We start from the raw sequence: 24,194 nt of genomic DNA, 5'->3' as shown, positions 1-24,194 counted from the left end.
CGCACCGACGCTTCGACCCGCCCCCTCACCTAGCCTCTCCCCCTCGCGGGGGCGAGGAACATGAGGAGCGTGCGTGAATGCGCTCTGCGGCTCGGGGGAGTGGCGCGGGCGGCCACCGGTGGTAGCGTTTCCGCCAGAAGTTTCTGGGAGGAAACGCACAATGAGCTACGACCTCGTGATCAAGAACGGCACCGTGGTCGATGGCACCGGCGCCGCGCGCTACCAGGCCGATGTCGCGATCGTGGACGGCAAGGTGGCCGAGATCGGCAAGGTGACGGAGGGCGCCAAGCGCACCATTGACGCGCACGGCCTCGTCGTCGCGCCGGGCTTCGTCGACCCGCACACGCATTACGACGCGCAGATCTGCTGGGACGGCGCGGTGACGCCCTCGTCGTGGCATGGCGTCACCTCGGTGGTGATGGGCAATTGCGGCGTCGGCATCGCGCCCTGCAAGCCCGAGACGCGCGAGATCGCCATGAAGGATCTCGTGAACGTCGAGGGCATTCCCTTCGACGTGCTGAACAAGGGCATCACCTGGGATTGGGAAACCTTCCCCGAGTTCATGGACGCCGCCGCGGCACGCAAGCCGTCGCTCAACCTCGCCTTCATCGCGCCGCTGACGCCGTTCCGCCACTACGTGATGGGCGAGGCCTCGATGGACCGCGCCGCCACGCCGGAGGAGACGCACGAGATCGCCCGTCTGATCGGCGAGGCGATGGACGCCGGCGCGCTGGGCTTCTCCTCGACCACGCTCAACCAGCATATGGGCTTCGAGGGCAAGCCGCTGGCCTGCCGCAACGCCAGCCGCGAGGAGATGAAGGCCTACGCCAACCAGCTGAAGAAGCGCGGCCGGGGCACCATCGAGATCGCGCTGACGCGCCAGGTCGGCGTGCTGGAAGAGGACCAGTGCGAGCTGCTGGACTTCCTGTTAACGGAAAGCAGCCGGCCGGTGACCTTCATCGCCCTGTTCGACCGCGACGACATTCCCGAGGCGGTGCGCGACACGCTGCGCCGCGCGGCGCCGCAGATCGCCAAGGGCGCGCGGCCGCAGACCTCGCCGCTGCCGCTGACGCGCGAATGCAACATGGACAATCCCTTCGCCTTCGCCGCCTTCCCGGCCTGGAAGCGGGTGTTCGCCGACACCTCGAAGGAAGCGCAGAAAAAGGTCTATGCCGATCCGGCCTTCCGCGCCCAGTTCAAGGCCGACCTGAAAAACCCGACCGGCTTCAGCGACTGGCGCCGCGTCGTCGTCCATGACGTGCGCAATCCGGCGCTGAAGCATCTGGAGCGCAAGTCGATCGCCCAGATCGCGCAGGAGCAGGGTAAGGACAGCGTCGACGCCTTCCTCGACACGGTGCTGGCCGACGATCTCGACACCGAGCTCACCATCTCCTCGTGGAACACGCGCGAGGACCGCATGCGCGAGCTGCTGAACAACCCCGCCATCCTGATGGCGCTGGGCGACGGCGGCGCGCATGTCGACATGCTGTGCGACGCCGGCTACCCGACCTACCTGCTGGGCACCTGGGTGCGCGAGAAGCAGGCGATCACGCTGGAGGAAGGCGTGCGCAAGCTCACCTCCGATCCCGCCGACCTGTTCGGCCTCAAGGACCGCGGCCGCCTGCGGAAAGGCGCCCCCGCCGACGTGGCGATCTTCGATCCCGCCGCCATCGGCTCCAGCAACCACGGCGAACGCCGCCACGATCTCCCCGGCGGCGCCAAACGCATCGTCATGCCCTCGCGCGGCGTCGAATACACGGTGGTCAACGGCGCCCTCACCTGGGAACAGGGACGCTTGACCGACGCGAAGGCGGGCAAGGTTCTAAGAGGTTAAGCTCATTGGAGCGCGCCACTCCAGTGGCGCTCATACTGCATCGGCAGAATGACATGAGCGCCACTGGAGTGGCGCGCTCCCTTGAACGTCTTCGTGTGGCGTCGGGTCGGCCCGTCGCCTATTCTCCGCCTGACCCCGAATTCCAGAGAAACGGAGACACCGTGCCGACGCCCCCGACCCCGCTTTCGAAAGACCTCAAGGACACGCTGTCGAAGATCACCACGGCCAGCATCACGACGATCCTGCTGAAGAAGGGCCTGCGCAACGTCTGGATGCGCGGCACGCGGCCGATCAAGCCGGGCCAGGGACGCCTGGTGGGACGCGCCTTCACCCTGCGCTTCGTGCCGGCCCGCGAGGATCTCGCCACGCCGGCCAGCTGGTCGTCGCCGATCTCGACCCGCGCCGCCATCGAGGCGATGCCCGAGGGTGCGATCGTCGTGGCCGACGCGATGGGCGTCACCGACGCCGGCATCTTCGGCGACATATTGTGCGCGCGCATGGTCAAGAAGAACGTCGCCGGCCTGATCACCGACGGCGTGGTGCGCGATATCGCGGGCGTGCTGGGCACCGGCCTGCCGGTCTGGTGCCAGGGCGCCGCGGCGCCGCCCTCGGTCGCCGGCCTCACCTTCGTGAGCTGGCAGGAGCCGATCGGCTGCGGCGGCGTGGCGGTGTTCCCCGACGACGTGGTCGTGGTCGACGACGACGGCGCGGTGCTGATCCCCCAGGCGCTGGTCGAGGCCGTCGCCCAGGAAGGCACCGAGCAGGAGCGGCTCGAAGGCTGGATCATGTCGGAAGTCGAGCGCGGCGTGGCCCTGCCCGGCCTCTATCCGCCGAACGACGAAGCCAAGGCGCGCTACGCCGCCACGAAGAAGTAGCCGCTCAGGCCACCCAGACGTCGATCGGCGCTTCCCGCCCGCGCAGGGCGAGCGCCGGGACGCGGCGGAAGCCGTCGGGCACGCCGTTGCCGCCGCCGGCTTCGCCGACCCGCGACACCACCGCGTCGCTGGCGACGATGCGGCAGCCGAGCGCGCGGGTCGCGGCTTCCAGCCGGCTCGCCACGTTCACCGTGTCGCCCAGCGTCGCGAATTCGAGCCGCCGCTCCGTGCCGATGTTGCCCAGGATCGCCGGCCCGAAATGGACGCCGACCGAGATGCTGAGCGTCGGCAGGCCGGCGGCCGCCAGCTCGGTGTTGGCGGCGGCCATGCCCTGGACGATGTCGCGGGCGGCGGCCAGCGCGTTGGCGCAATCGGTGGGCGAGATGCGTGGCGTGCCGAAGGTCGCCATCACCCCGTCGCCCAGGTATTTGTCCAGGGTGCCACCGTTGGAAAAGATCGCGTGCTCGATGACGCCATGGCAGCGGCGCAGGAGCTGCATCACCGTCTCGGGCGTCTCGCGCTCGGCGAGCTGGGTGAAGCCCACGATGTCGGCGAACAGCACCGCGACGTCCTGCGAGCGCACCGCCCCCACGTCGTTGCGGGCCGCGGCCAGCTCGTCGACCATCGAAGGCGGGAAATAGCGCGAGAGGTTGGCGCGTTCGGCGGCGATACCGGCCTGGCGGATCAGCAGCGCGTTCGACCGCTGGCCGCGCAGCGCGAGGATCGCCGCCACCAGGAAGAACAGGAGCATTTCCTGCACCCGGATCGACCAGACCACGGAATTGGGGTCGACGATCCCGCGCAGGCTGGGCATGCCGGCAAAGGCGGCGGCCACCCGGGCGCCGAGTTCGGGGTCCGTGTTGCCGAACAGCGCCACGCCCAGTACCGCCACGCCCCAGATCACGATGACGACGCTGCCCATGGTGAGGATGGTCCGCCAGGAATAGGCGAGCGTGGCGAGCGCCAGGATGATGAAGAAATAGGGAAAGGTATCGAAGCGGAAGATCATCGCCGTCGGGAAGCTTTCGGACGCGAAGGGGTTCGGTACCGTGAGCGCCACCGCCAGCAGCACGAGGTCGGCCAGGATCAGCATCAGCTCGATGCGCGAGCGGCCCACCGTGGCGAAGCGCAGCTGCGCCCAGCCGAGGCCGATGAAGACCAGCAGGAGCCCGTGGAAATAGAGCATGCTCCAGCTCGCGTTCTGGAACGCGATCAGCACGCCGCTCGCCGTCAGCGCGATCGTGCGCGCCCAGGCCGCGATGCGCTGGCCCTCGAGCTTCTCCTTGCGCAGCGCCTCGAGCAGGAAGGGGTTCTCGGGCGACGCGAGCCGTTCTTCCGCGGCGCGCCGCAGTGACAGGTTACGGAAGATTTCGACTGGACCGGACGATGCCATCACGCCCCCTTCTTACGAACGCCACCGGGCGGCAGCATGGCGGGCGACGTGCCGCCGGTACAGCGCTGCCGGTATGGCGCCACTGGTACAGCGCCACCGGTACAGCACCACCGGGACGCCGGGCGGGGTCCTGTGCGATACACTCGGCCGCAAGGAGACAGCGATGACGAACGGGCGGGATCGCGTCGGGAACACCGGCGCAGGCGGCAATCCATGAAGGTGTTGCGCATGCTGGCTTTCGCGGTCGCAGGCGCGCTCCTGTCGGCGGCAGCCTGGTCGCAGGCCGGACGCCAGCCGGTCGACTGGGCCGGCGTGTCGCTCGAATCGATCGGCGGCGGCCCGCTGCCGACCAGGGACTATGCCGGCAAGGTCGTGCTGCTGGTCAACACCGCCTCCCTCTGCGGCTTCACCGGTCAGTACAAGGGGCTGGAGGAACTGTGGCGGCGCTACAAGGACAAGGGCCTCGTGGTGCTGGGCGTGCCGTCGAACGATTTCGGCAGCCAGGAGCCCGGCAGCAACGCCGAGATCAAGCGCTTCTGTGAGGCGAGCTTCGACGTCACCTTCCCGCTGGCCGACAAGCAGATCGTGTCCGGCGCCAACGCCCATCCGCTCTACCGCTGGGCGGCGGCGCAGACCGGCACGATCGGCACGCCCAGCTGGAACTTCCACAAGATCCTGATCGGCCGCGACGGCCGTATCGTCGACTGGTTCACCGCCGTGAGCGGCACGGGATCGAAGCTCGACCGCGCGATCGAGGCGGCGCTGGCGGCGAAGGGCTGATTACCTTCCTCCCCATTCAAATGGGGAGGTGGCCCGCAGGGCCGGAGGGGTCATGACCCCATCGCCCCGTATGACGGGGCACTTCCCCATTTGAATGGGGAAGCAGGCGCTACCGCAGTGCGGGCGGATTTTTGCGGGACGTTGGTCCGAGGCCAAGGCCCGCGCTATCGTCGGCGCGTAAAGAATAACGGAGACGTCCCGATGGCGATGGCCGAAGCCGCTGCCCCCCTCACCGCGCAGGACCACGCGCGCACGATGGCCGAGTACAGCCGCGCCGGTGAAGCCCGCGCACGGGCGCTGGGCAATCGCGGGCCGATCCGGCTCGATGCCGACGGAAGGCTCGCTCAGGACATCCTCGACGCCTACTGGACGCACGGCTTCTACGTCTTCGAGGGCGTCGCCGGGCCCGAGGAACTGGCCGAGCTGCGCGCCGACGTCGATGCCATTCTCGACCGTGCCCCGGTCGAACCCGGCGCGACACTCGACCGTCACGGGCGTCCGGCGTTCGGTGAGGGCGTGCTGAAGCCGCCCTATCGCTGGGCCAAGCCCTTGAGCGACCCGCTCGGCGGCACCACGAAGAACAACGGTCGCCATCCGGTGGCGATGAGCCAGCCGACCCTGGCTGCGGATGCGCCGGCCTGGACCGTCGAACTGCTCGACGGCAACCTCTACCTGATGAACGCCGCGTTCCGGCTCTACGGCCATCCCGGCCTGATGGCCGCCGCCGAGGCGATCCTCGGCGAGGATTTCGTGCCCTACAACGAGGTGACCTTCATCAAGGAAGCGGGCCTCGGCCCTTCGGTCGCCTGGCACCAGGACGGCACGACGCATTGGGACGCCGCCGACTGGGAGATGGGCGCCCACGGCTTCAACTTCATGACCCAGCTCTATCCCAGCACCGCGGGCAACTGCGTCTGGGTGCTGCCGGGCAGCCACCGCCACGGCAAGGCCGACATCCGCAAGCTGGTCGCCGAGAGCGGCTCGGACCGGATCGAGGGCGCGGTGCCGATGCTGGCCGGCGCCGGCGACACGATCGTCACCAACCGCCAGCTGCTGCACGGCTCCTTCGCCAACAGCTCGCCCGACCGTCGCGTCACGCTCAATGCCGGCTTCTTTCCGCGCCGCCGGGTGCTGAACGTCACGACCAAACGCCTGACCGGCGAAGTCGTGACCTACGACGGCGAGCGCATCGACAAACGGCTGCGCATCCTGCTGCTGGCCATCGACGCACGCCGCCAGCGCTTCCCGCACGAGAAGAGCTACGTCTATCGCCCGCTCGCCGACCGCCAGGACGAGAACCGCTGGAGCGAGGCGATGCGCGACACGGTGCTGAAGAACTACAATCAGCTCGACATGTTCATCTGACGGGATGCGGTTGGGCGTCGTCCTCCTGCTCGTGCTCGCCGCCCTGCCGGCACTGGCACAGACACTGGCGCAACAGGACGAACCGCCCACGACCGAGGACGAAAACACCGCCTACTGCCTCGGCGTGAACCGCCAGCTCGCCGAGCGCTTCCGCCAGATGCAGCTCTGGGGCTGCGGCAAGGCGGCTTCGATGCAATGGTGCCGCGACGCCAAGGCCTCGGCACCCGACGCGATGCGCGCCCGCGAGCGGCTGGTGATCCGCTTCGCCAACGAGCTGACCCGCAAGGGCCTTTTAGACGTCGAGCGCCCGCCCGAGTTCCGCGCGAAGCTGACAAGCATCGTGGCCGACGGCTCGACCGATGCCGCGCAATGCTTCAACCCGAAGGGCGACAAGGACGAGCCCGCGTGCGAACGGCTGCAGCGTTGCGAGGAAGCCGAGCAGCGCGTGGGGGAGTAGTGCTTCCAAGCCTATCCCCGTCGTCTTGAGCGAAGCCGCCCCTGGGGCGGCGCAGTCGAGTGTTTTCGGGCGAAGCAGAATTACTTTCCTCCCCATTCAAATGGGGAGGTGGCGGCGTCTTACGCCGACGGAGGGGTCATAGCCTTGCGATGCCCATGACCCCATCGCCCCGTATGACGGGGCACTTCCCCATCTGAATGGGGAAGCAATTGAGGTCTGATGGCTCGATCTATATCGGAACGACACTGCGCTGCGCTCCGCTCGGGACGACGGGGCGGTAGCCGCCGCCTGAACCGCATGCGAGATTTCACCGACATTCAGCGAGGACACGGATGACCCAGTCGACATGGCGCGAGCGCGCCGGCACGCCTTTCACCTGCGAGAAGCAGCCGGCCCACGGGCCGCGCGGCATGGCGGTCTCCAACCATCCGCTGGCCTCGGCGGCGGGGCTTGAGATGCTGGCGGCCGGCGGCAATGCGGTCGATGCGGCCGTCGCCATGCAGTTCGCGCTGACCGTGGTCGAGCCGATGATGGTCGGCCTGATCGGCGGTACGACCTGCCACATCCGCCTGGCCGACGGCAGCCATCGCATCCTCGACGGCATGAGCGCCGTGCCGCAGATGGGCCATCCCGACATGTACAAGCCGGTCCCCGGCGCCGCGCCCGAAGTCTACGACGTCGAAGGCCAGGAGAACCTGGTCGGGCCGAAGTCGGTCGCGACGCCGGGCGCGCTGCGCGCCTGGTGCCTGGCGCTGGAGCGCTTCGGCACGATGAGCCTGGCCGACGTGATGCAGCCCGCGATCCGCCACGCCGCGCGCGGCTTCGCGGTAACGCCCTATCTTTCGGACTGCATCAAGGATGCCGGCGCCGACCTGTCGACGGACAAGCTCGCCGCCGCGCTGCTCCTGCCCAATGGCACGCCGCTGAAGGCGGGCGAGCGGCTGGTGCAGGCGCAATACGCCGAGGCGCTGACCCTGGTCTCGCAGCAGGGCGAGAAGGCGCTACATGGCGGACCGCTCGGCGACCTGCTCGTGGAGTGCATGGAGAAGACCGGCGGCTTCGTGCGCCGCGAGGACCTCACCGGCTACAAGGTGGAAGAGCGCGCGCCGATCCGCGGCCACTATCGCGGCTGGGAGATTCTGGGCCCGCCGCCGCCCGCCGCCTCGGGCGTGCACATCGCGCAGATGCTGAACATCCTCGAAGCCTATGACATCGCGAAGATGGGATTCGGCACCGTCGACACGCTGCACCTGCTCGCGGAAGTGCTGAAGATCGCCTTCGCCGACCGCGCCGAGGCGAGCGGCGATCCGGACTTCGTGAAGGTGCCGGTCGAGCGCATCGTGAGCCGCGACTATGCCGACCAGCGCCGCAAGCTTTTAGACATCGCCCGCGCCACGAATTGGACCGGCGGGCTGCAGGCGGCAGAAGGCCAGGACACGACCCATCTCACCGTGGCCGACGGCAAGGGCAACGTGGTCAGCACGACGCAGACCATCAACAGCCTGTTCGGCGCGCGCTTCATCGTGCCGGGCACCGGCATGATCCCCAACAACTACATGAACAACTACGACCCGCGCCGCGGCAACACCCTGTCGATCGCGCCGGGCAAGCGCGTGACGACCTCGATGTCGCCGATGATGGCGCTGCGGGACGGCAAGGTGCGCTATGCGCTGGGCCTGCCCGGCGGCCGCAAGATCTTCCCCTCGGCGCTGCAGGCCCTGCTCAACCTGATCGACCACGGCATGACCTTGCAGGAAGCCGTCGAGGCGCCGCGCATCTGGACCGAGGGTCCCGTCCTGGAAGTCGAGCACGGCATCCCCGCCCCGGTACGCCAAGGCCTCGAAGCCCGCGGCCACACGCTCAAGATCATGCCGACTGTGGCCGGCGGCATGAACGCCATCCAGTTCCACGACGACGGCACGATGACCGGCGCCGCCTGCTGGCGCGCGGATGGCACGGCGGCAGCGCTGGGCGGTGGGCTGGCGCGCGCGGGAGTGAGGTTCGTGTTGCCGGGTTAGAGTCTTACAGAGTTCAATAGAATCACCACCATCAACCTCATGCTGAGGAGCGCTCCGCAGGAGCGCGTCTCGAAGCATGGGCACGAGAACCGCGCCTATTGCCCATCCTTCGAGACGGCCCTTCGGGCCTCCTCAGGATGAGGTCGTGTGAGAGTTCGATTCGTCTTCCCTCAATGAAACACCCGCCCTGAATCGATCACCAGCGTCTGGCCAGTCGTGGTGTTGGTCCGGCACATCGTGACGACCTGGTCGGCGCAGTCGTCCTTGTCGGCAGGTTTGCCGAGGAGCGAGGCGCTGGCGTTCTTCGCGACCACCTCGGGCCGCAGGTTCGCCGTCGCGCGGGTGCCTTCGAGCAGGCCCGGCGCCACGCAGTTCACCAGCACCTCCGGCGCCAGCGCCACGGCCATGCACTTGGTGAGATGGATGAGGCCGGCCTTCGAGACGGCGTAGGCGATCGAGGAGCCGGTCGGCCCCAGCCCAGCAACCGAGGCGATGTTGACGATGCGGCCTTCGCCCTGGCGCTTCATGACGGGGCCGACCGCCTTGGTGAGCAGCATCGGGCCGGTCAGGTTGATGTCGATGATCTTCGTCCATTCCTCATAGGTGAGGCCGTCGAGATCGGTGAAGGGGATCGACTTGTTGTAGGCGGCATCGTTCACGAGGATGTCGAGCCGGCCGAAGCGCTTCACCACGTCGTCGACCAGCCGGTCGACCTGGTCGCGCTGCGTCACGTCGCAGGCGAAGGTGGCGGCGGTGACCTGGTGGCGTTCGAGATCGCGGGCGACGCCCTCGGCCTGGTCCTTGCTCTTGGCGTAGACGACGGCGATGTGGCAGCCCTCGGCCGCCAGCGCGTGACAGATGCGCTGGCCCAGACCGCCATTGCCGCCCGTCACGACGGCCACTTTTCCCTTGAGATCCATCCGTTTCCCCCTTGGCTGCCTTGCGACCCGTGCCGGGTGCAGGCCTTCATTCGTGCGGTATATATAGGCCAGTTCACAGCGTTCGCGGAGCCTGCCCCATGTCCCTCACAGCCGATCAGAAACTCAGGCAGCGTGCCCAGCAGGTCATTCCCGGCGGCATGTACGGCCACCTGCGCAGCGACCGGCTGCCCGAGGGCTATCCGCAGTTCTTCGAGCGCGGCGAGGGCTGCCATCTCTGGGACGTGAACGGCAAGCGCTACGTCGACTTCATGTGCAGCTGGGGGCCGATCGTGGTCGGCCACGGCAATCCGGTGGTGGCCGAGGCGGTCGCGCGGCAGACGGCGGCGGGCGATTGCCTGAACGGCCCGTCGGAGCGGCTGGTCGAGCTGGCCGAACGGCTGGTCGGGCTGATCCCGCATGCCGACTGGGCGCTGTTCGGCAAGAATGGCACCGATGCCACGACGACCTGCGTAACGCTGGCGCGCGCGGCCTCGGGCAAGCGCAAGATCCTGGTGGCCGAAGGCGCCTATCACGGCGCCATCCCCTGGTGCACGCCGAACCCGTACGGCGTCACGCCGGAGGATCGCGCCCACATGCTCACCTTCAAATTCAACGACACCGGCAGCCTCGAAAGCGCCGTGCAGCGCGCCGGCGATGACCTGGCGGGCATCGTCGTCTCCGCCTTCAAGCACGATTTCGGCAAGGACCAGGAGATGCCGGACGCGGCCTTCGCCCGGCGCGCGCGCGAGCTGTGCGATGCCAACGACGCCGCGCTGATCGTCGACGACGTGCGCGCCGGCTTCCGCCTGACCATGCGCGGCAGCTGGGATCTCGTGGGCGTGCAGCCCGACCTCAGCGCCTGGAGCAAGGCGATCGCCAACGGCCATGCGCTGGCCGCCGTCACCGGCAACGACCGCTATCGCGAGGCCGCGTCGAAGCTCTACGTCACCGGCTCGTTCTGGTGCAGCGCCGTGTCGATGGCGGCCGCGCTGGCGACGCTCGACGTGCTGGAGAGCGTCGACGGCCCGGCGCACATGCGCGCCATGGGCCAGCGCCTGCGCGACGGCATCGCCGCCCAGTCGGCCGAGTTCGGCATCGGCGTGCGCCAGAGCGGCCCGCCCCAGATGCCGACGGTGCTGTTCGACAACGATCCCGACTGCGAGAAGGGCAACTTCTTCACGCTGGAGGCGCTGAAGCACGGCGCCTACCTGCACCCGCGCCACAACATGTTCCTGTCAACCGCCCACACCGAAGCCGACATCGACTTCGCGCTCAACGCGACGCGCGAAGCGTTCAAGGCGCTCGCGGCGCGTTAGAACCAGCTTCCTCCCCATTCAAATGGGGAGGTGTCGCGTCTTACGCGACGGAGGGGTCATGAGCTTCGTGTGATCGCTCTTCCTTCGGCGCTCCCGGACATCGCTCCGCGATGTCCTGACGCTCAGGAGGCCGAGCGAGGCTCGGCCTACCGCCCGCCGTTCTTCCACCACCGGTTCAGGCTGGCGGCGTCGCCGTTGTACATGTTGCGGTCGCAATGGCCGACGCCCTCGACGTGGCGCGGTTCGCTGCCATAGGCGAAGTTCTGGACGGTCTCGTCGGCGACGTACTGCCAGATCGTCCATTTCGACCAGGCGTTGGGCAGCCGGGGCTCTTCGCGATAGTCGGCGAGCCACAGGTCGCAGCGCGACAGGAGCGAGCCCGGCACCACGGCGGCGTCGAGCCGGAGGCGCTTGCGGCCGTAGACTTCGCCGTTCGCCCAGGCGGGATGGGCGTAGAGCATCGGCAGCCGGCCCGTGGCCTTCTGCACCGTGCGGACGAAGGCCTCGGCCTGGTCGAGCCGCATCGTGTTGCGCGGGTTGGCGTCGTTGGGCTCGAGATCGAGCGCCATCACGGTCTGCGGGCCGGGCTGGCAGGCCGAGAGAAACGCTTCGGCCTGGCGCTCGCCGGAATACTGGCGCGTGCCGAAATGATAGCCGCCCCAGAGGAGGCCGGCCGCCTCGGCCTGGCGACGGCGCGAGGCATAGGACGGATCGAACCAGTCACCGCCCTCGGTCACCTTGTGAATGACGGCGAGGATGTTGCTGCGACGGACCGCGGCGAAGCTGGTGACCTTCACGTTGTGGCTGATGTCGATGACGGCATCGAGGCCGGGCCGCGTCTGGCCCGTCGCCGAGGAAGACGAGGCGGTCGGGGTCGGGCCACCGCAACCGGCCAGCGCCGGCAGGGCAAGGCCCGCCAGCATGCTTCTGCGTGAGATCATCGCGGGGAGTTCCTATTTGGCTTTCTTCAGCACGTTGGTGGCGGCCACCGAAACGCCCGCCCGGTTCTCCGTATAGAAGAGTTCGAGCGTGCCGTCGTCGAGCAACGTGCCTTCGATGGCGCTGCCGCCCTGCCCGATCATGCGCACGCGCTTTCCGTCCGATCCGATGACGCCGATGATCGGCTCGGCCTTCGATTCCGAAGAGAGCGTTCCCCAGAAGCGGCCCTCGTCCTGGCCGTCGATCTTCACGGTGATCTTGAGCTCGACCAGCCGGTTGCCGTCGACGATCGTCGCGGGCGACGTCACAGGGAAGTGCGCCGGCAGGCCGCTCACGATGCTCCTGTTCGTCCCCGTCCAGGTGCCTGTCATGTCGACGGCGGCCGGCTGCGCGTGCGCAAGGCCGGCGGCGCAGGCGAGCGAGAGGCCGAGGGGAAGCAGGAGGGAGACACCGCGCATGGTTTTTTCCTTCGGGGTTGTCGGGGGCGCCATCATGCCCAAACATCGGCCCGCGTAAAGTCGGGCCGTCGTCGCGGCAGTCGACAGGCGGTAACCCGCGCGGGATACTTGGCGCAATGGAATACGACTTCATCGTGGTCGGCGCCGGTTCGGCGGGCGCCGTCGTTGCCAACCGGCTGTCGGCCGATCCGAAGAACAAGGTGCTGCTGCTGGAGGCCGGCCCCGCCGACCATCCGTGGACCCGCATCCCGGTCGGCTACTCCCGGCTGATCACCAATCCGGGCGTCAACTGGCTCTACAGTTCCGAGCCCGAGGCCAGCACCAATGGCCGCCGCATCCCGGTGCCGCGCGGCAAGCTGCTGGGCGGCTCCAGCGCCATCAACGGGCTGGCCTTCGTGCGAGGCCAGGCGCAGGACTTCGACACCTGGGCGCAGATGGGCAACCAGGGCTGGGCCTACGAGGACGTGCTCCCCTTCTTCAAGCGCATGGAAAGCTACGAGGAAGGCGACGAGCGCTTTCGCGGACGGGGCGGGCCGCTGCGTGTCACCAATCCCCAGCCGCTCAATCCACTTTACGCCACGGTGATCGAGGCGGCCGGCGAAGTCGGCATCGCCCACAACCCCGACTACAACGGCGCGAAGCAGGACGGCATCGCCATGAGCCAGGCGACCATCGCCTCGGGTTGGCGCATGAGCACCGCGCGCTGCTACCTCGATCCCGCCCGCAAGCGTCCCAATCTCCACATCGTGACCGGGGCGCTCGCCTCGTCTCTGCTGCTCGACGGCAAGCGCTGCACCGGTGTCCGATACCGGATCGGCGAGGCCTCGCACGAGGCCCGCGCGGCCCGCGAGGTCGTCGTGAGCGGCGGGTCGATCAACTCGCCGCAGCTCCTCGAACTGTCGGGCATCGGCCAGCCGGACCGGCTGCGCAGCCTCGGCCTCGAGGTCCGCCATGCCCTGCCGGGCGTCGGCGAGAACCTGCGCGACCACTATGCGCCGCGCACCCGGTGGACCGTCGGCAGGAAGGGCGTGACCTTCAACGATCGCGGCCGTGGCCTCGGCCTCGTGAACCAGGCGCTGCGCTGGGCGTTCAGACAGGACAGTCTTCTCTCGATGGTCGGCGCGCCGCTGCGTGCCTTCGTGCGCTCGCGCGAAGGGCTCGCCGCGCCCGACCTGCTGCTGGGCTGGGTGCCGATGTTCACCGAAGCGGGCCCGCGCGGGCCGCGGATCGCGCGCCAGTCGGGCGTCTCCTGCTACGCCCATCCGATGCGACCCGAGAGCAAGGGCCACATCCACATCGTTTCCGCCGACGCGCGCCAGGCGCCGGAGATCCGCTTCAACTTCCTGTCGGCGCCGGTCGACGGCGAACTGACCGTGCGCGCCGTGCGCATCGCCCGCGCCATCATGACCGCGCCGGCGATGGCGCCGCTGCAGGTGACGGAGATCGCGCCCGGCCCCGGGGGCAACAGCGACGACGAGATTCTCGACTGGGTGCGCAAGGCCGCCGAGACGACCTATCACCCCGTCGGCACCTGCAAGATGGGCTCGGATGCGATGGCCGTCGTCGATGCGCGGCTGCGCGTCCACGGCATCCAGGGCCTGCGCGTCGCCGACGCCTCGATCATGCCGACGCTGACCTCCGGCAACACCAACGCGCCGTCGATCATGATCGGCGAGAAGGCGGCCGACATGATTTTGCGGGACGCGATGTAGCCCCCTTCCCCATTCAAATGGGGAAGTGCCCCGTCATACGGGGCGATGGGGTCATGACCCCTCCGCCGCGTAAGACGCGACACCTCCCCATCTGAATGGGGAGGCGAATGATCAACGCCCGCGGAACGCTCGCGCGAGCTGGTCGGTGAGCGGCTTCACCAGGAACGAGGCCACGGTGCGCGGCGTGGTCTGGATGAAGGCTTCGACCGGCATGCCGGCCAGAAGCTGCAGGCCCTGCAGGCTGGCCATCCCGCTTTCGGCGACGCGGATGCGCACCGAGTAGTAAGGCTCGGTCGCCTTGTCCTCCTGCGTGACGTCGGCACCGATATGGATGACCTCGCCGTCGACTTCCGGTGTCGTGCGCTGGTTGAAGGCCGCGAAGCGCAGGACTGCATGCTGGCCGATGTGAACCTGGTCGATGTCCTGCGGGGGCACCTTGGCATCGACGATCAGCGAATCGGAATCGGGCACGATCAGCATGAGCGGTTCGCCGGCCTGGACGACGCCGCCGACCGTGTGGACGTTGCGCTGGAACACCCTGCCGTTCTGCGGCGCCACGAGATCGATGCGCTTGAGCTGATCGTCGGCCGATATCCGGCGCTCGGTCATCTCGGACTTCTTGGCCCGGATCTCGGCCAATTCCTTGCCGACCTCGGTGCTGAGATCCTGGTCGATCTGGTGGATCTTCAGTTCCAGCTCGGCGATGCGGCCGCGATTCTGCGCCAGCGAGGCGATGAGCGCCGACCGCTCGCCTTCCATCCGGGCCGAGTCGCGCTCCAGCTGCGTGACGCGGCTGATCGGCACGAGGTTCTGCTTCCAGAGCGTGCGGACACCCTCCAGTTCCTGCGCGAGCAGCTTCAGTTCCTTGCCCTTGGCGGCTTCCTGCGCCTGAATGCCTTCGATCTGCAGGTTGAGCTGCTGGATCTGCTCGCGCAGCTGGGCTTTCTGGCCGTTGCGTGCGGTGCGGCGCATCTCGAACAGTTTCTGCTCGCCGCTCATCAGGCGCGCGACTTCGGGATCTTTCGCGCGTGAAGTCAGCTCGGGCGGAAAGTCGACCGAATTGTCGTTGTCGCGCTCCGCCTCGAAGCGCGCCTGGCGGGCCGCCATCTCCTCGAGCGCCTTGGTGACGATGCCGAGATTGGCCTTGGCCTGGGTGCCGTCGAGCCGGACGACCACGTCGCCCTGCTTCACCCGGTCGCCTTCCTTGACGAGGAGCTCGCCGACGACGCCGCCGGTCGGGTGCTGGATCTTCTTCACATTGGTGTCGACGACGAGCTTGCCGGGCGCGATCACCGCGCCGGAAAGTTGTGTCGTGGCGGCCCACCCTCCAACCCCGAAGACGAGGATGAAACAGGCGGCCATGCCGATCACGAGAGGGCGGCGCGTCAGCGATGGGATGGAAACGGTGGGCTTCATGACGGCTCCCTGGCGCGCACGATGGGCGCCACCGGACCCAGCGTGGCCCGCAGTGGTGTCGGCGGTGCCGCTCCGCCCGGGGCACCCGGAGCGCCCGGCGGCGAGCCGGGCTGAGGACCGGCAGCCTTCAGCGTCTCGCGCAGGACGGCGTCCTTCGGTCCGAAGGCCTGCTGCCGGCCGGCCCGCATCACGAGAAGCTGGTCGACGGCGGCGAGCGCGCTGGGGCGATGGGCGATCACGATGGCGATGCCGCCTCGCGCCCGCACGGACATGATCGCCTTGGTCAGGGCCTCCTCGCCGTCATGGTCGAGGCTGGAATTGGGCTCGTCGAGCACCACGAGGAACGGTTCTCCGTAGAGTGCGCGCGCCAGTCCGACGCGCTGGCGCTGCCCGGTCGAGAGGGCGGTGCCGCTCTCGCCCATCTCGGTTTCATAGCCGTTGGGCAGGCCAAGGATCATCTCGTGCACGCCGGCCGCCTGGGCCGCCGCGATCACCTTCTTGGCGTCGGGTTCCGGCTCGAGGCGGGCGATGTTCTGGGCGACCGTGCCGGCGAACAGCTCCATGTCCTGCGGCAGGTAGCCGATATGCTCGCCGAGGGCCTCGGACGACCACTGGTCGAGCGTGGCGCCGTCGATCCGGACCTTGCCCGTCACCGGGCGCCAGACGCCCACCAGGGTACGGGCGAGCGAGGACTTGCCCGAGGCGCTGGGGCCGATGATGCCCAGGCCCTGGCCCGCCTTCAGAGAGAATGCAACATCGCGCGCGACCAGCGTATTGACGCCCGGGGGCGCCACGCTGACCGCCTCGACCGACAGGGTGGCCTTGGGCTTGGGCAGCGCCATGACCTCGCGATCGTCCGGAATGCGGGCCAGCAGATTGTTCAGCCGGTGCCAGCTCTGGCGGGCCGCGACGAAGACGCGCCACTGGGCGATCACCTGCTCCACGGGCGCCAGCGCCCGGGCCGACAGAATGGAGCCGGCGATGATGATGCCCGCCGTCGCCTGCCCCTTGATCACCAGATAGGCACCGACCGCCAGTACCGCCGACTGCAGCGCCATGCGGAGCGCCCGGGAAAAGCTGCCCATGCCGCCGGTGATGTCGCCGGCCCGCTGGTGGGCGCTCACGTAGCGCCGGCCGTAATCCGCCCACTGATGGGCAAATCGGCCGACCATGCCCATGGCGTGCAGTACCTCTGAATTGCGCCGGCTGGCCTCGGCCAGCCCGCTCCGCTTGCTGGAAAGCGACGAAACCTCGATCGAGGGCTGTCGAACCTTGACCTCGGTCAGGAAGGTGATGACGACCAGGATCAGGGCACCGACGGTCGCCGTCAGGCCGATCAGCGGATGGAACAGGTAACAAATGCCGAGGTAGAGCGGCATCCAGGGCAGGTCGAACAGGGCCGGCGGGCCGCCGCCGGACATGAACGTCCTGATGGCGTCGAGGTCGCGGACCGGCTCGAAGCCGCTCATCTGCGGCGCCCGCAGCGGCAGCTTGACCAGCAGATGATAAATTCGGCGGTCCAGCGCCTCGCTGAACCCGCCGGCGATCCGGATCAGGACCCTGTTGCGGACGATGTCCAGCACCGCCTGGAAACCGTAGAGGCCGAGCGCCAGCACGCACAGTGCGACCAGGGTCGGAACGCTGCGGCTCGGCAGCACCCGGTCGTAGACCTGCAGCATGAAGAAGGAGCCGGTGAGATACAGGACGTTCAGGACGGCTGTAAAAACCGCGACGCCCAGATAGGAGGAGCGGCACGACTTTAGTGTTTCCGCCAGCTCGGTGCGTGGCGATCCGGCAGGAGATGGGGCCTGCGCCATTCTCGTCTGATCCTTTGGCGGCAGCCCGGCCGTCCCCGGACGGCGAGCCGACCAGACCCACTACCATCGACAAACTGCGGCTGTCTCTCCCTTTCGACTGCAAAAAACCGCTTTTGACTGCGAATCAGAGTCTTTACGGATGGGCAATGGCAGGCCAAACCTAGGCATCCGCTCGAGGTTGCAGTGGCCGCCATCGTCGCCCATCTTCAATCTGCCGCCGCAGGATCGGTGCGACCGCCCCGCCCAGAGTTCAATCAAGTCACACGGAACCAGTCAGTATGCCTTCAACGCCTCCGGTCGGAGTGGTGATTGCCAACTACAACAACGGCGCCTTCGTGGGACGGGCGATCGAATCGGTCGCGCGCCAGTCCTGCCGCGACCTGCGCACGATCGTGATTGACGATGCCTCGACCGACGGATCGGACGAGGAAATCCGCAGCTGCCTGTCGCGCCTGAACGATTCCCGGTTCAACTACATCCGCCTCGACGCCAATGTGGGGCAGACCGGCGCCATCAAGCGCGGCCTCGCGGAACTGGATACGCCGTTCGTCGGCTTCCTCGATTCCGACGACAAGTGGTACGAAAATTTCATCGAGCGGCATCTGTGCGTGCACATGAACGCCGCGTTTCCCGTGTCGCTCACCTATTGCGATTCGCACATCATCGACGCCGACGATCGCCTCCTGGCAGGCACCGCCTGGTGGTTCGACAAGGGCGAGGCGTCCAGCAAGGCCTTCGACTCCAATGTCGTGCCGCGCATCGATCCGGCAACCGGCGATTTTACTTTCCCGACCAACGGACGGGTGACGTTCCATCCGCAATGGACGTCGCTCAGTGCCACGAACAGCATGGCGAGCATGATGTTCCGGCGCAGTTTCGTGGACCTCGTGCTGGTCGTGCCCGACAGCGACCTGAAGCTCTATCTCGACTATTACCTGTCGACCTTCGCCGGGTTGCTCACGGGATCCGTCGCTATCCACGACGCGCTCTACGCCTATCGCATGCACGGCTCCAACAAGCATTCGAACGCGACCGTCATGGGCGGCACCTACAATTCCTCGACGAAGGACTGGGGCCCGATCCGCAACCACATCCTCCGCCTGGTCGAGCGCATGCTCGACGAGGAGGCGACCTCCATCCGCGCCGCGTTCGGCGACTGGCGGCATGCGAACTCGAAGGCGCTGGTCCGCCGCGCGCTCGATGCCGAGTCGCCCGGCAGCAAGGGCAACTGGATCCGCTTCCGCGATTCGGTGGAAGCGCGCATGTCGGCGCTTCTGGGCATCGGCAAGCCGGGCTCGTCCGGACGGCAGTGGCGCCGCGGACACTGAACCGCCGGAGATCAACCGCTTGCCCATTCAGATGGGGAAGTGCCCCGTCATACGGGGCGATGGGGTCATGGTCCGAGCGAAGCTCAGCTCGGTAGCAGCAGGACATCGCCTTGCGATGCCTGGGAGCGAAGAAGAACGAACGACCGCCTCTTGACCCCTCCGTCGTCGCAAGACGACGACCTCCTCATTTGAATGGGGAGGAAGATGATTGTCTACGGAGCACTCTTCAGGCCAAGCGAGGCCAGGTAGCTCCAGCGCACCGTGCCGTTCCTGAACCGTATCCCGTCGAGGTACTGCGCGACGGCGCGATCGATCAACTCAGGCGACGGCTTCTCCTTCGTGGCGCCGTCGGCATAGGCCACGATCTCCTTCCAACCGTCGGGTCGCGTGATCGAGACGATGGTCGATGGCGTGTCGAGGTTCTTGTAGGTCCAGAACGACCAGCCGATGTCGTGCATCTCGTGCAGGCGGCGAAAGCGCTCGTTCCATTCGTCGGTCAGTTCGCCGGTCTCGCCGAGGAACAGCGGCACGTCGTAAAGGTTGGCGAAGTTCAGGTGCCGCTGGATCGAGTCGCGCTTCGTCGACGCCCAGAACGAATGGTAGGTGTAAGCGAGGTTCTTCGCGAAGGGCGGACCGAACATCGCGAAGCTCGAGCTCCACTGGCCGCCCGCCAGGATCACGATGCGCTCGGGATCGACGTCGCGGATCGCCGCCGTCGCGCGCTTGTAGAAGGGTTCGAGCCGCGCGTTCAGCGTCGCCACGTCGTGATAGGGCGCGATCGGCTCGTTCAGGATGTCGTAGCCCAGGATCGCCGGGTTTCCGCGATAGCGCTGCGCCACGGCGCGCCACAGCTTCACCGTGAGATCGCGATCGCGACGCACATAGAACATGAGCGGATAGCCCGGCCCGTCATCGTGGTTGATGCCGGTCTGTCCGCCTGGCGCCGCATGAAGGTCGGGGATCACGTAGAGCCCGGCGGCGGTGGCCCAGCCGACCACGCGGTCGAGCAGCGACCAGCCCTCGCCCCCGATCTCGCCGTCGGCCCCCATGAACAGCCGCCAGTGCAGCGGCACCCGCACCATGTTGAAACCGACCGACTTGATGAAGCGGATATCGTCCTCGGTGACGTAGCGGTCGCGATACTGCCGCCAGAAATCGGCGGCGCGTTCGGGTCCCAGCAGTCGGTCGAACGCGCCGTAGATCTGGCGTGGCGACTTCGCGACCTCGAACTTGAACATATAACCTTCGGGCATCAGCCAGTTGCCGAGGCTGATTCCCTTGAGGCGCAGGATGCGGCCGTCGGGCTCCACGAAGTTCTTGCCCTCGATGCGAACCAGCGCCTCGGCCTGCGCGGCGGGCGCGACGAGACCGAACAGGATCAGGAGAGCGACGAGGAGGCGCATGACGGGACTGTAGCAGGCCAGTAAGGTTCGTCCCGTCATGATTCTCGCCTCCCTCCTGCTCCCGATCGCCGTCGCCGCCATCGTCTTCCTGATCCAGCGGGTACGCCTGCCGGCCTTCCTGGCGATCATGGCCACGGTCGTCGTCTATGGCATCGCCGCGGACATGACCTTCCAGTCGGTCGGCAAGGCCTTCGGACTGGGCTTCACGACGGCGCTGGAGCAGACCGGCCTGCTCGTCGTCGCAGGCGCGCTGGTGGGCTCCCTGTTGCTGCGCACGCCGCTCGGTACCGGCACGTCGGCCGCCGCCGGCATCGTGGCAGGCCTGGGCGCCTCGGCCTCGGGCGGGCTGGCGCTGCTGCAGCCGGCGGGTCAGGACGCACCGCGCCGCGCGCTGGGCCTCGCCCTCACCCTCCTGGCCGTCGCGGCCTTGCTCGCCCCCTCACCGCTGGCCGTTGCGGCAGCGTCGGTGATGAAGGCCAACATCCGCACCGAATTCATGATCGCGCTGCCCGTCGCCGCGGCGGCCGTCGCCCTGGGCTGGTGGCATGTCGCGCGGCAAGTGCCATCGACGCCGGTCGAAGGGCAGCTCTCCTGGGCCTGGCTGTGCATTGGCATCCCGCTGGTGCTGCTCGTGCTGCAGTCGGTCGCCCAGATGCCGAGCGAGCCGCTGGGCAAGGGCGGCTCGCGCGAACTCTACATCGGCATCTCCAAGCCGCTGATGCTGACGGCCATCGCGATCACGCTCGCGATCGTCCTGGCGCGTCGCTGGGAGCCCTCGGCGCTGGCCGGCCGGTCCTGGGCGCCCTTGCTGCTGGCAGTCGGCGCGTCGGGCGGCCTCGCCCGCGTGTTCGACGAGACCGGCATGTCGGAGCTGCTGGCCGAATATGCGCTGCACCCGCGCTACGGCGTGCTGACGCCCTTCCTGGCAGCTGCCATCGTGAAGACGATGCAGGGCAACTCGCTCACTGCCGTGCTCACCGCCTCGGGCATGGTCGAGCCGATGCTGCCCGCGCTCGGCCTCGACAGCGCCTCGGGCCGCGCCATCGCCGCCGCCGCGATCGGCGCGGGCTCGATGGCGATCTGCCACGTCAACGATCCCTTCTTCTGGATCGCCGCCCACATGGGCCGCCTGTCGCCGGGCCGCGCGCTCTACGTGATCTCGCTTGGCAGCGCCGTCATGGCGATCGGCGCGCTAGTGGTCATCGCGGCAATCCGCCAGTTCATTTAGAGTCAAGGGAGCGCGCAACTCCAGTTGCGCTCATGCCTTTGACCACCGACGAAGCTTGAGCGTTACTGGAGTGGCGCGCTCCAATGAGACGCTTCGAGCGTCAAGCGATCAGCCCCTCTTCCCGCGCCTTGATCTGCAACGAGAGATAGCGCGAGTAGATGCGGCACTGGGCCAGACTGCCGGCGATGAACCAGAGGCCGGGCTGAGGCGTCGGCTTGAACATGTTGGCGAGTTCGCCGCCCTCGTCGAAGCCCCACACGGGACCGATCCGGTCGGCCACCGCGTCGCCCAGGAAGGCGCGTACCGTCTCCTGCTGGTTCTTGTAGCCGGTGGCAACGACCACCAGCTCGGCCTCGTGCAAGGTGCCGTCCTTCAGGCGCACGCCGCCGGCTTCGAACCGGTCTATGTCGTCGTACTGCATCAGCTCGATGCGCCCGTCGATGATCATATCGGAGCAGCCGACGTTGAAGTAGTAGCCGCCGCCGCGGCGCAGATACATCATCTGGAAGCCGGTATCGTCCTCGCCAAACGTCAGGCGGAAACCACGTTTCTCCAGTCCCGACAGCAGATCGCGGTCGATCCCGCGCATCTCGGCGGTAGAGAGCTGGTAGGCGCGCTGCAGCACCGCATGGGGCGAGGCGGCGGCCAGCAGGTCGCAATCCTCGAACGGCAGGCCCTCGGTGTAGATCGAGTACACCTTCTGGGCCTCGCGGATCGACACGACATAGGTCGGGCTGCGCTGCACCATGGTGACATGGGCCCCGCTTGCGCAGAGATCCTGTGCCACGTCGTGGCCGCTGTTGCCGGTGCCGACCACGATCGCCTTGCGTCCCTTCCAGGCCGCGCCGTTCGTATAGGCACCGGAATGCATCACCGTGCCGGTGAAGGAGTCGAGACCCGGCAGCGACGGCTTGATCGGAATGGCGCTCACGCCGGTGGCGAAGACGACATGGCGCGGATGCAGCACGCGCTCCGTCCCGTCGCCACGCTTCAGCGTCACCGTCCAGCGCTGCGCGCCCTCGTCGTAGTGGCCCGAGGTGAGCTGCGTGTCGGTCCAGTAGTTGAGATCGAGATTCTCGACATAGGACTCGAACCAGTTCGCCAGCTTGTCCTTGGGAATGAACACCGGGAAAGTTGGCGGGAACGGCATCAGCGGCAGGTGATTGACGTGCACCTCGTTGTGCAGGGTGAGCGAGTGATAGCGCCGCCGCCAGTTGTCACCGATCCGCTGGTGACGATCGACGATCAGAGTATCCACGCCCAGCGCCCGCAGGCGCGCGGCGGTGGCAAGGCCCGCTTGCCCGCCGCCAACGACGAGCACGACGGGATCACGGTCCTCGTAGGCCTGCGCCTTCACCCGCTGGTCGAGCCAGTTGGCGCCGCCGAAGTCGCGACTGTAGCGCTCGGCGTCGCTCAACTCGCGCGGCCGTCCGTCGGGCCAGCCGTGCAGTTCCTCGAGGGTGGTGAGCAGCGACCACGCCCGCCACGTTCCGCCATCGTCGACCAGACGCGCGACGGCGTTGGCTCGACCGAAGGCCGTCTCGAACTCGAAGATCGTCTCGATGCAGTCGATGCCCGCCCGCTTCACGCGACGCGGCGGCGTGCGCATGGCGGGGATATGGACGTCTCTCGCCGCGGTTCGCGCCAGCACCGGCGCCAGCGCCGCCTCGATCGCCGTCCGCCCGGAATGAGTGACGACGTCCCAGGTGAAGGCGAGCACGTCGCGCCAATGTCCGTCGGAGATAAAGGTCGCCGCGACGGCAACGGCATCCTGCGCCTGAAGCGCTGCCCCGAACGAGTCGAGCCAGCGCGCCGCGATTTCCCCGGCTTCGTCGGGAGTTTCAGCAAACTGTACGGACATCAACGCCACTCCAGATGAGGGATCAGTCGAGCTTCACGCCCGACGCCCTGACCGCGGGCTCCCAGAGCTTGCGGTCTTCGGCCAGGAACTGGTCGAAGCCGGCACGGCCCGGCGGCGGCAGGTCGAGGCCGAGATCGCTGCTCCAGCGCTTCTGGATGTCCGGCGACTTCAGTGCCTCGGCGATGGCGGCTTCGAGCCTCGCGAGGATCGGCTCGGGCGTGCCGGCCGGCGCGCCGATGCCGTACCACGAGGTGGCGACATAGCCCGGCACGGTCTCGGCGATGGCCGGAATTTCGGGCGCCGCCTTGGAGCGCTGCGCCGAGGTGACGCCCAGCCCCTTCAGCTTGCCGGAGCGGACCTGCGGCAGCATCGAGGGCATGTTGGCGAACATCATGTTCACGATGCCCGCCATCAGGTCCGAATAGACCGGACCCGCACCCTTGTAGGGCACGTGGATGATGTCGACGCCGGCCATCTTCTTGAACAGCTCGCCGCTCAGATGCAGCGACGTGCCGGGGCCCGACGACGCGAAGGAATACTTGCCCGGGTCCTTCTTGCAGAGCGCGATCAGCTCGGCGACGTTGTTTGCCGGCAGCGACGGCGTCACGCCCAGCAGGTTGGCAAGAGTCGCCACGCGCGAGATCGCCACGATGTCCTTGTCGGGATTGTAAGGCAGCCTGGTGTAGAGCATCGGATTGAGCGTGTGGCTGGCCACCGAGATGAGGCCCAGCGTGTAGCCGTCGGGCGCGGCGCGCGCGAGTTCGACGGTGCCGATGTTGCCGCCCGCGCCGCCCTTGTTGTCGACCACGAAGGTCTGGCCGAGGATCTTCGAGAGCTGGTCGCACATCAGCCGGCTCACCGTGTCGGTGCCGCCACCCGGCGCGAAGGGGCAGATGAACTTCACCGTCTTGTTCGGCCAGGCGCCCTGGCCCAGCGCAACGGCCGGGACGATCGACGGCGCGGCGAGCGCGGCGACGAGCAGGCTACGTCTCTTCATACGTGTTCCTCCGATTTTTCTGTTTTGTCGAGCCTAGCACAACCGCCCCGCGCCCCAAGCATCCTCGACGCCATTCG

General features: G+C 67.8%; 19 protein-coding genes. 10 read left to right on the top strand and 9 right to left on the bottom strand.

Going from position 1 to position 24,194, the window contains the following annotated elements; genetic code table 11:
- Positions 1 to 160: 160 nt before the first annotated feature.
- Together KQ910_RS08460 and KQ910_RS08455 are read left to right on the top strand one after the other, a co-directional pair.
- Positions 161 to 1,834 carry an N-acyl-D-amino-acid deacylase family protein gene (locus tag KQ910_RS08460; protein WP_216958286.1) on the top strand — a complete coding sequence of 558 codons (1,674 nt, stop codon included), beginning with the start codon at positions 161 to 163 and terminating at the stop codon, positions 1,832 to 1,834.
- A 161-nt stretch (positions 1,835 to 1,995) separates the two neighbouring features.
- Positions 1,996 to 2,709, top strand: a complete 714-nt coding sequence (locus KQ910_RS08455) for a ribonuclease activity regulator RraA (RefSeq protein WP_369408301.1) — start codon at positions 1,996 to 1,998, stop codon at positions 2,707 to 2,709.
- Between the two features lie 4 nt (positions 2,710 to 2,713).
- On the opposite strand, the gene KQ910_RS08450 is transcribed toward KQ910_RS08455, so the two are convergent.
- Positions 2,714 to 4,102, bottom strand: coding sequence for an adenylate/guanylate cyclase domain-containing protein (locus KQ910_RS08450; RefSeq protein WP_216958282.1), 1,389 nt, complete (start codon positions 4,100 to 4,102; stop codon positions 2,714 to 2,716).
- A gap of 213 nt (positions 4,103 to 4,315) precedes the next feature.
- Between KQ910_RS08450 and KQ910_RS08445 the strand changes: the two genes are divergently transcribed.
- From KQ910_RS08445 to ggt, 4 genes are all read left to right on the top strand, one after another.
- Complete coding sequence (locus tag KQ910_RS08445; RefSeq protein ID WP_229600357.1) at positions 4,316 to 4,882, top strand: glutathione peroxidase; 567 nt, start codon at positions 4,316 to 4,318, stop codon at positions 4,880 to 4,882.
- Positions 4,883 to 5,083: 201 nt separating this feature from the next.
- The gene (locus KQ910_RS08440; RefSeq protein WP_216958280.1) at positions 5,084 to 6,247 is read left to right on the top strand and encodes a phytanoyl-CoA dioxygenase family protein; all 1,164 of its coding nucleotides are present in this window, start codon (positions 5,084 to 5,086) and stop codon (positions 6,245 to 6,247) included.
- Positions 6,248 to 6,257: 10 nt separating this feature from the next.
- The gene (locus tag KQ910_RS08435; RefSeq protein ID WP_216958278.1) at positions 6,258 to 6,704 is read left to right on the top strand and encodes a hypothetical protein; all 447 of its coding nucleotides are present in this window, start codon (positions 6,258 to 6,260) and stop codon (positions 6,702 to 6,704) included.
- A 332-nt stretch (positions 6,705 to 7,036) separates the two neighbouring features.
- Positions 7,037 to 8,722: a gamma-glutamyltransferase gene (gene ggt / locus KQ910_RS08430; protein WP_216958276.1), complete on the top strand. Its 1,686-nt coding sequence runs from the start codon at positions 7,037 to 7,039 to the stop codon at positions 8,720 to 8,722.
- Positions 8,723 to 8,892: 170 nt separating this feature from the next.
- On the opposite strand, the gene KQ910_RS08425 is transcribed toward ggt, so the two are convergent.
- Complete coding sequence (locus tag KQ910_RS08425) at positions 8,893 to 9,642, bottom strand: SDR family NAD(P)-dependent oxidoreductase (protein WP_216958274.1); 750 nt, start codon at positions 9,640 to 9,642, stop codon at positions 8,893 to 8,895.
- Between the two features lie 98 nt (positions 9,643 to 9,740).
- On the opposite strand from KQ910_RS08425, the gene KQ910_RS08420 reads away from it, so the two are divergent.
- The gene (locus KQ910_RS08420; RefSeq protein WP_216958272.1) at positions 9,741 to 10,958 is read left to right on the top strand and encodes an aminotransferase class III-fold pyridoxal phosphate-dependent enzyme; all 1,218 of its coding nucleotides are present in this window, start codon (positions 9,741 to 9,743) and stop codon (positions 10,956 to 10,958) included.
- A gap of 146 nt (positions 10,959 to 11,104) precedes the next feature.
- Here the strand turns inward: KQ910_RS08420 and KQ910_RS08415 are convergent, their stop codons facing one another.
- Together KQ910_RS08415 and KQ910_RS08410 are read right to left on the bottom strand one after the other, a co-directional pair.
- On the bottom strand, positions 11,105 to 11,899 hold the full coding sequence (locus tag KQ910_RS08415) for a glycoside hydrolase family 25 protein (protein WP_216958270.1): 795 nt from the start codon (positions 11,897 to 11,899) through the stop codon (positions 11,105 to 11,107).
- A 12-nt stretch (positions 11,900 to 11,911) separates the two neighbouring features.
- Positions 11,912 to 12,355 carry a hypothetical protein gene (locus KQ910_RS08410; protein ID WP_216958268.1) on the bottom strand — a complete coding sequence of 148 codons (444 nt, stop codon included), beginning with the start codon at positions 12,353 to 12,355 and terminating at the stop codon, positions 11,912 to 11,914.
- Positions 12,356 to 12,471: 116 nt separating this feature from the next.
- Between KQ910_RS08410 and KQ910_RS08405 the strand changes: the two genes are divergently transcribed.
- Complete coding sequence (locus KQ910_RS08405) at positions 12,472 to 14,067, top strand: GMC family oxidoreductase (RefSeq protein WP_216958266.1); 1,596 nt, start codon at positions 12,472 to 12,474, stop codon at positions 14,065 to 14,067.
- A gap of 111 nt (positions 14,068 to 14,178) precedes the next feature.
- Here KQ910_RS08405 and KQ910_RS08400 read toward each other — a convergent pair whose 3' ends face one another.
- Entirely contained in the window at positions 14,179 to 15,483 is a 1,305-nt protein-coding gene (locus KQ910_RS08400; RefSeq protein WP_216958264.1) for an HlyD family type I secretion periplasmic adaptor subunit, read from the bottom strand.
- Positions 15,480 to 17,300 carry a type I secretion system permease/ATPase gene (locus KQ910_RS08395; protein ID WP_216958262.1) on the bottom strand — a complete coding sequence of 607 codons (1,821 nt, stop codon included), beginning with the start codon at positions 17,298 to 17,300 and terminating at the stop codon, positions 15,480 to 15,482. The genes KQ910_RS08400 and KQ910_RS08395 overlap by 4 nt, the downstream gene beginning before the upstream one ends.
- 278 nt (positions 17,301 to 17,578) lie before the next feature.
- Here KQ910_RS08395 and KQ910_RS08390 point away from each other — a divergent pair, with 278 nt between their 5' ends.
- On the top strand, positions 17,579 to 18,628 hold the full coding sequence (locus KQ910_RS08390; RefSeq protein WP_216958260.1) for a glycosyltransferase family 2 protein: 1,050 nt from the start codon (positions 17,579 to 17,581) through the stop codon (positions 18,626 to 18,628).
- A gap of 212 nt (positions 18,629 to 18,840) precedes the next feature.
- Here KQ910_RS08390 and KQ910_RS08385 read toward each other — a convergent pair whose 3' ends face one another.
- Entirely contained in the window at positions 18,841 to 20,070 is a 1,230-nt protein-coding gene (locus tag KQ910_RS08385) for a glycoside hydrolase family 5 protein (protein WP_216958258.1), read from the bottom strand.
- Between KQ910_RS08385 and KQ910_RS08380 the strand changes: the two genes are divergently transcribed.
- Entirely contained in the window at positions 20,069 to 21,259 is a 1,191-nt protein-coding gene (locus tag KQ910_RS08380) for a GntT/GntP/DsdX family permease (protein ID WP_216958256.1), read from the top strand. The two genes, KQ910_RS08385 and KQ910_RS08380, sit on opposite strands and share 2 nt — an antisense overlap.
- 100 nt (positions 21,260 to 21,359) lie before the next feature.
- On the opposite strand, the gene KQ910_RS08375 is transcribed toward KQ910_RS08380, so the two are convergent.
- Together KQ910_RS08375 and KQ910_RS08370 are read right to left on the bottom strand one after the other, a co-directional pair.
- Positions 21,360 to 23,120 (bottom strand): flavin-containing monooxygenase, encoded by a 1,761-nt coding sequence (locus tag KQ910_RS08375; protein ID WP_216958254.1) that lies wholly within the window; start codon positions 23,118 to 23,120, stop codon positions 21,360 to 21,362.
- 22 nt (positions 23,121 to 23,142) lie between these two features.
- A complete protein-coding gene (locus KQ910_RS08370; protein ID WP_216958252.1) occupies positions 23,143 to 24,117 on the bottom strand; it encodes a Bug family tripartite tricarboxylate transporter substrate binding protein in 975 nt (324 codons plus the stop codon).
- Positions 24,118 to 24,194 lie beyond the last annotated feature (77 nt).

Origin of the sequence: Reyranella humidisoli (assembly GCF_019039055.1) — a bacterium.
Taxonomy (GTDB): Bacteria; Pseudomonadota; Alphaproteobacteria; order Reyranellales; family Reyranellaceae; genus Reyranella; species Reyranella humidisoli.
The sequence above is the reverse complement of the archived record's forward strand: the minus strand, read 5'-3'. Positions and strand labels throughout refer to the sequence as shown.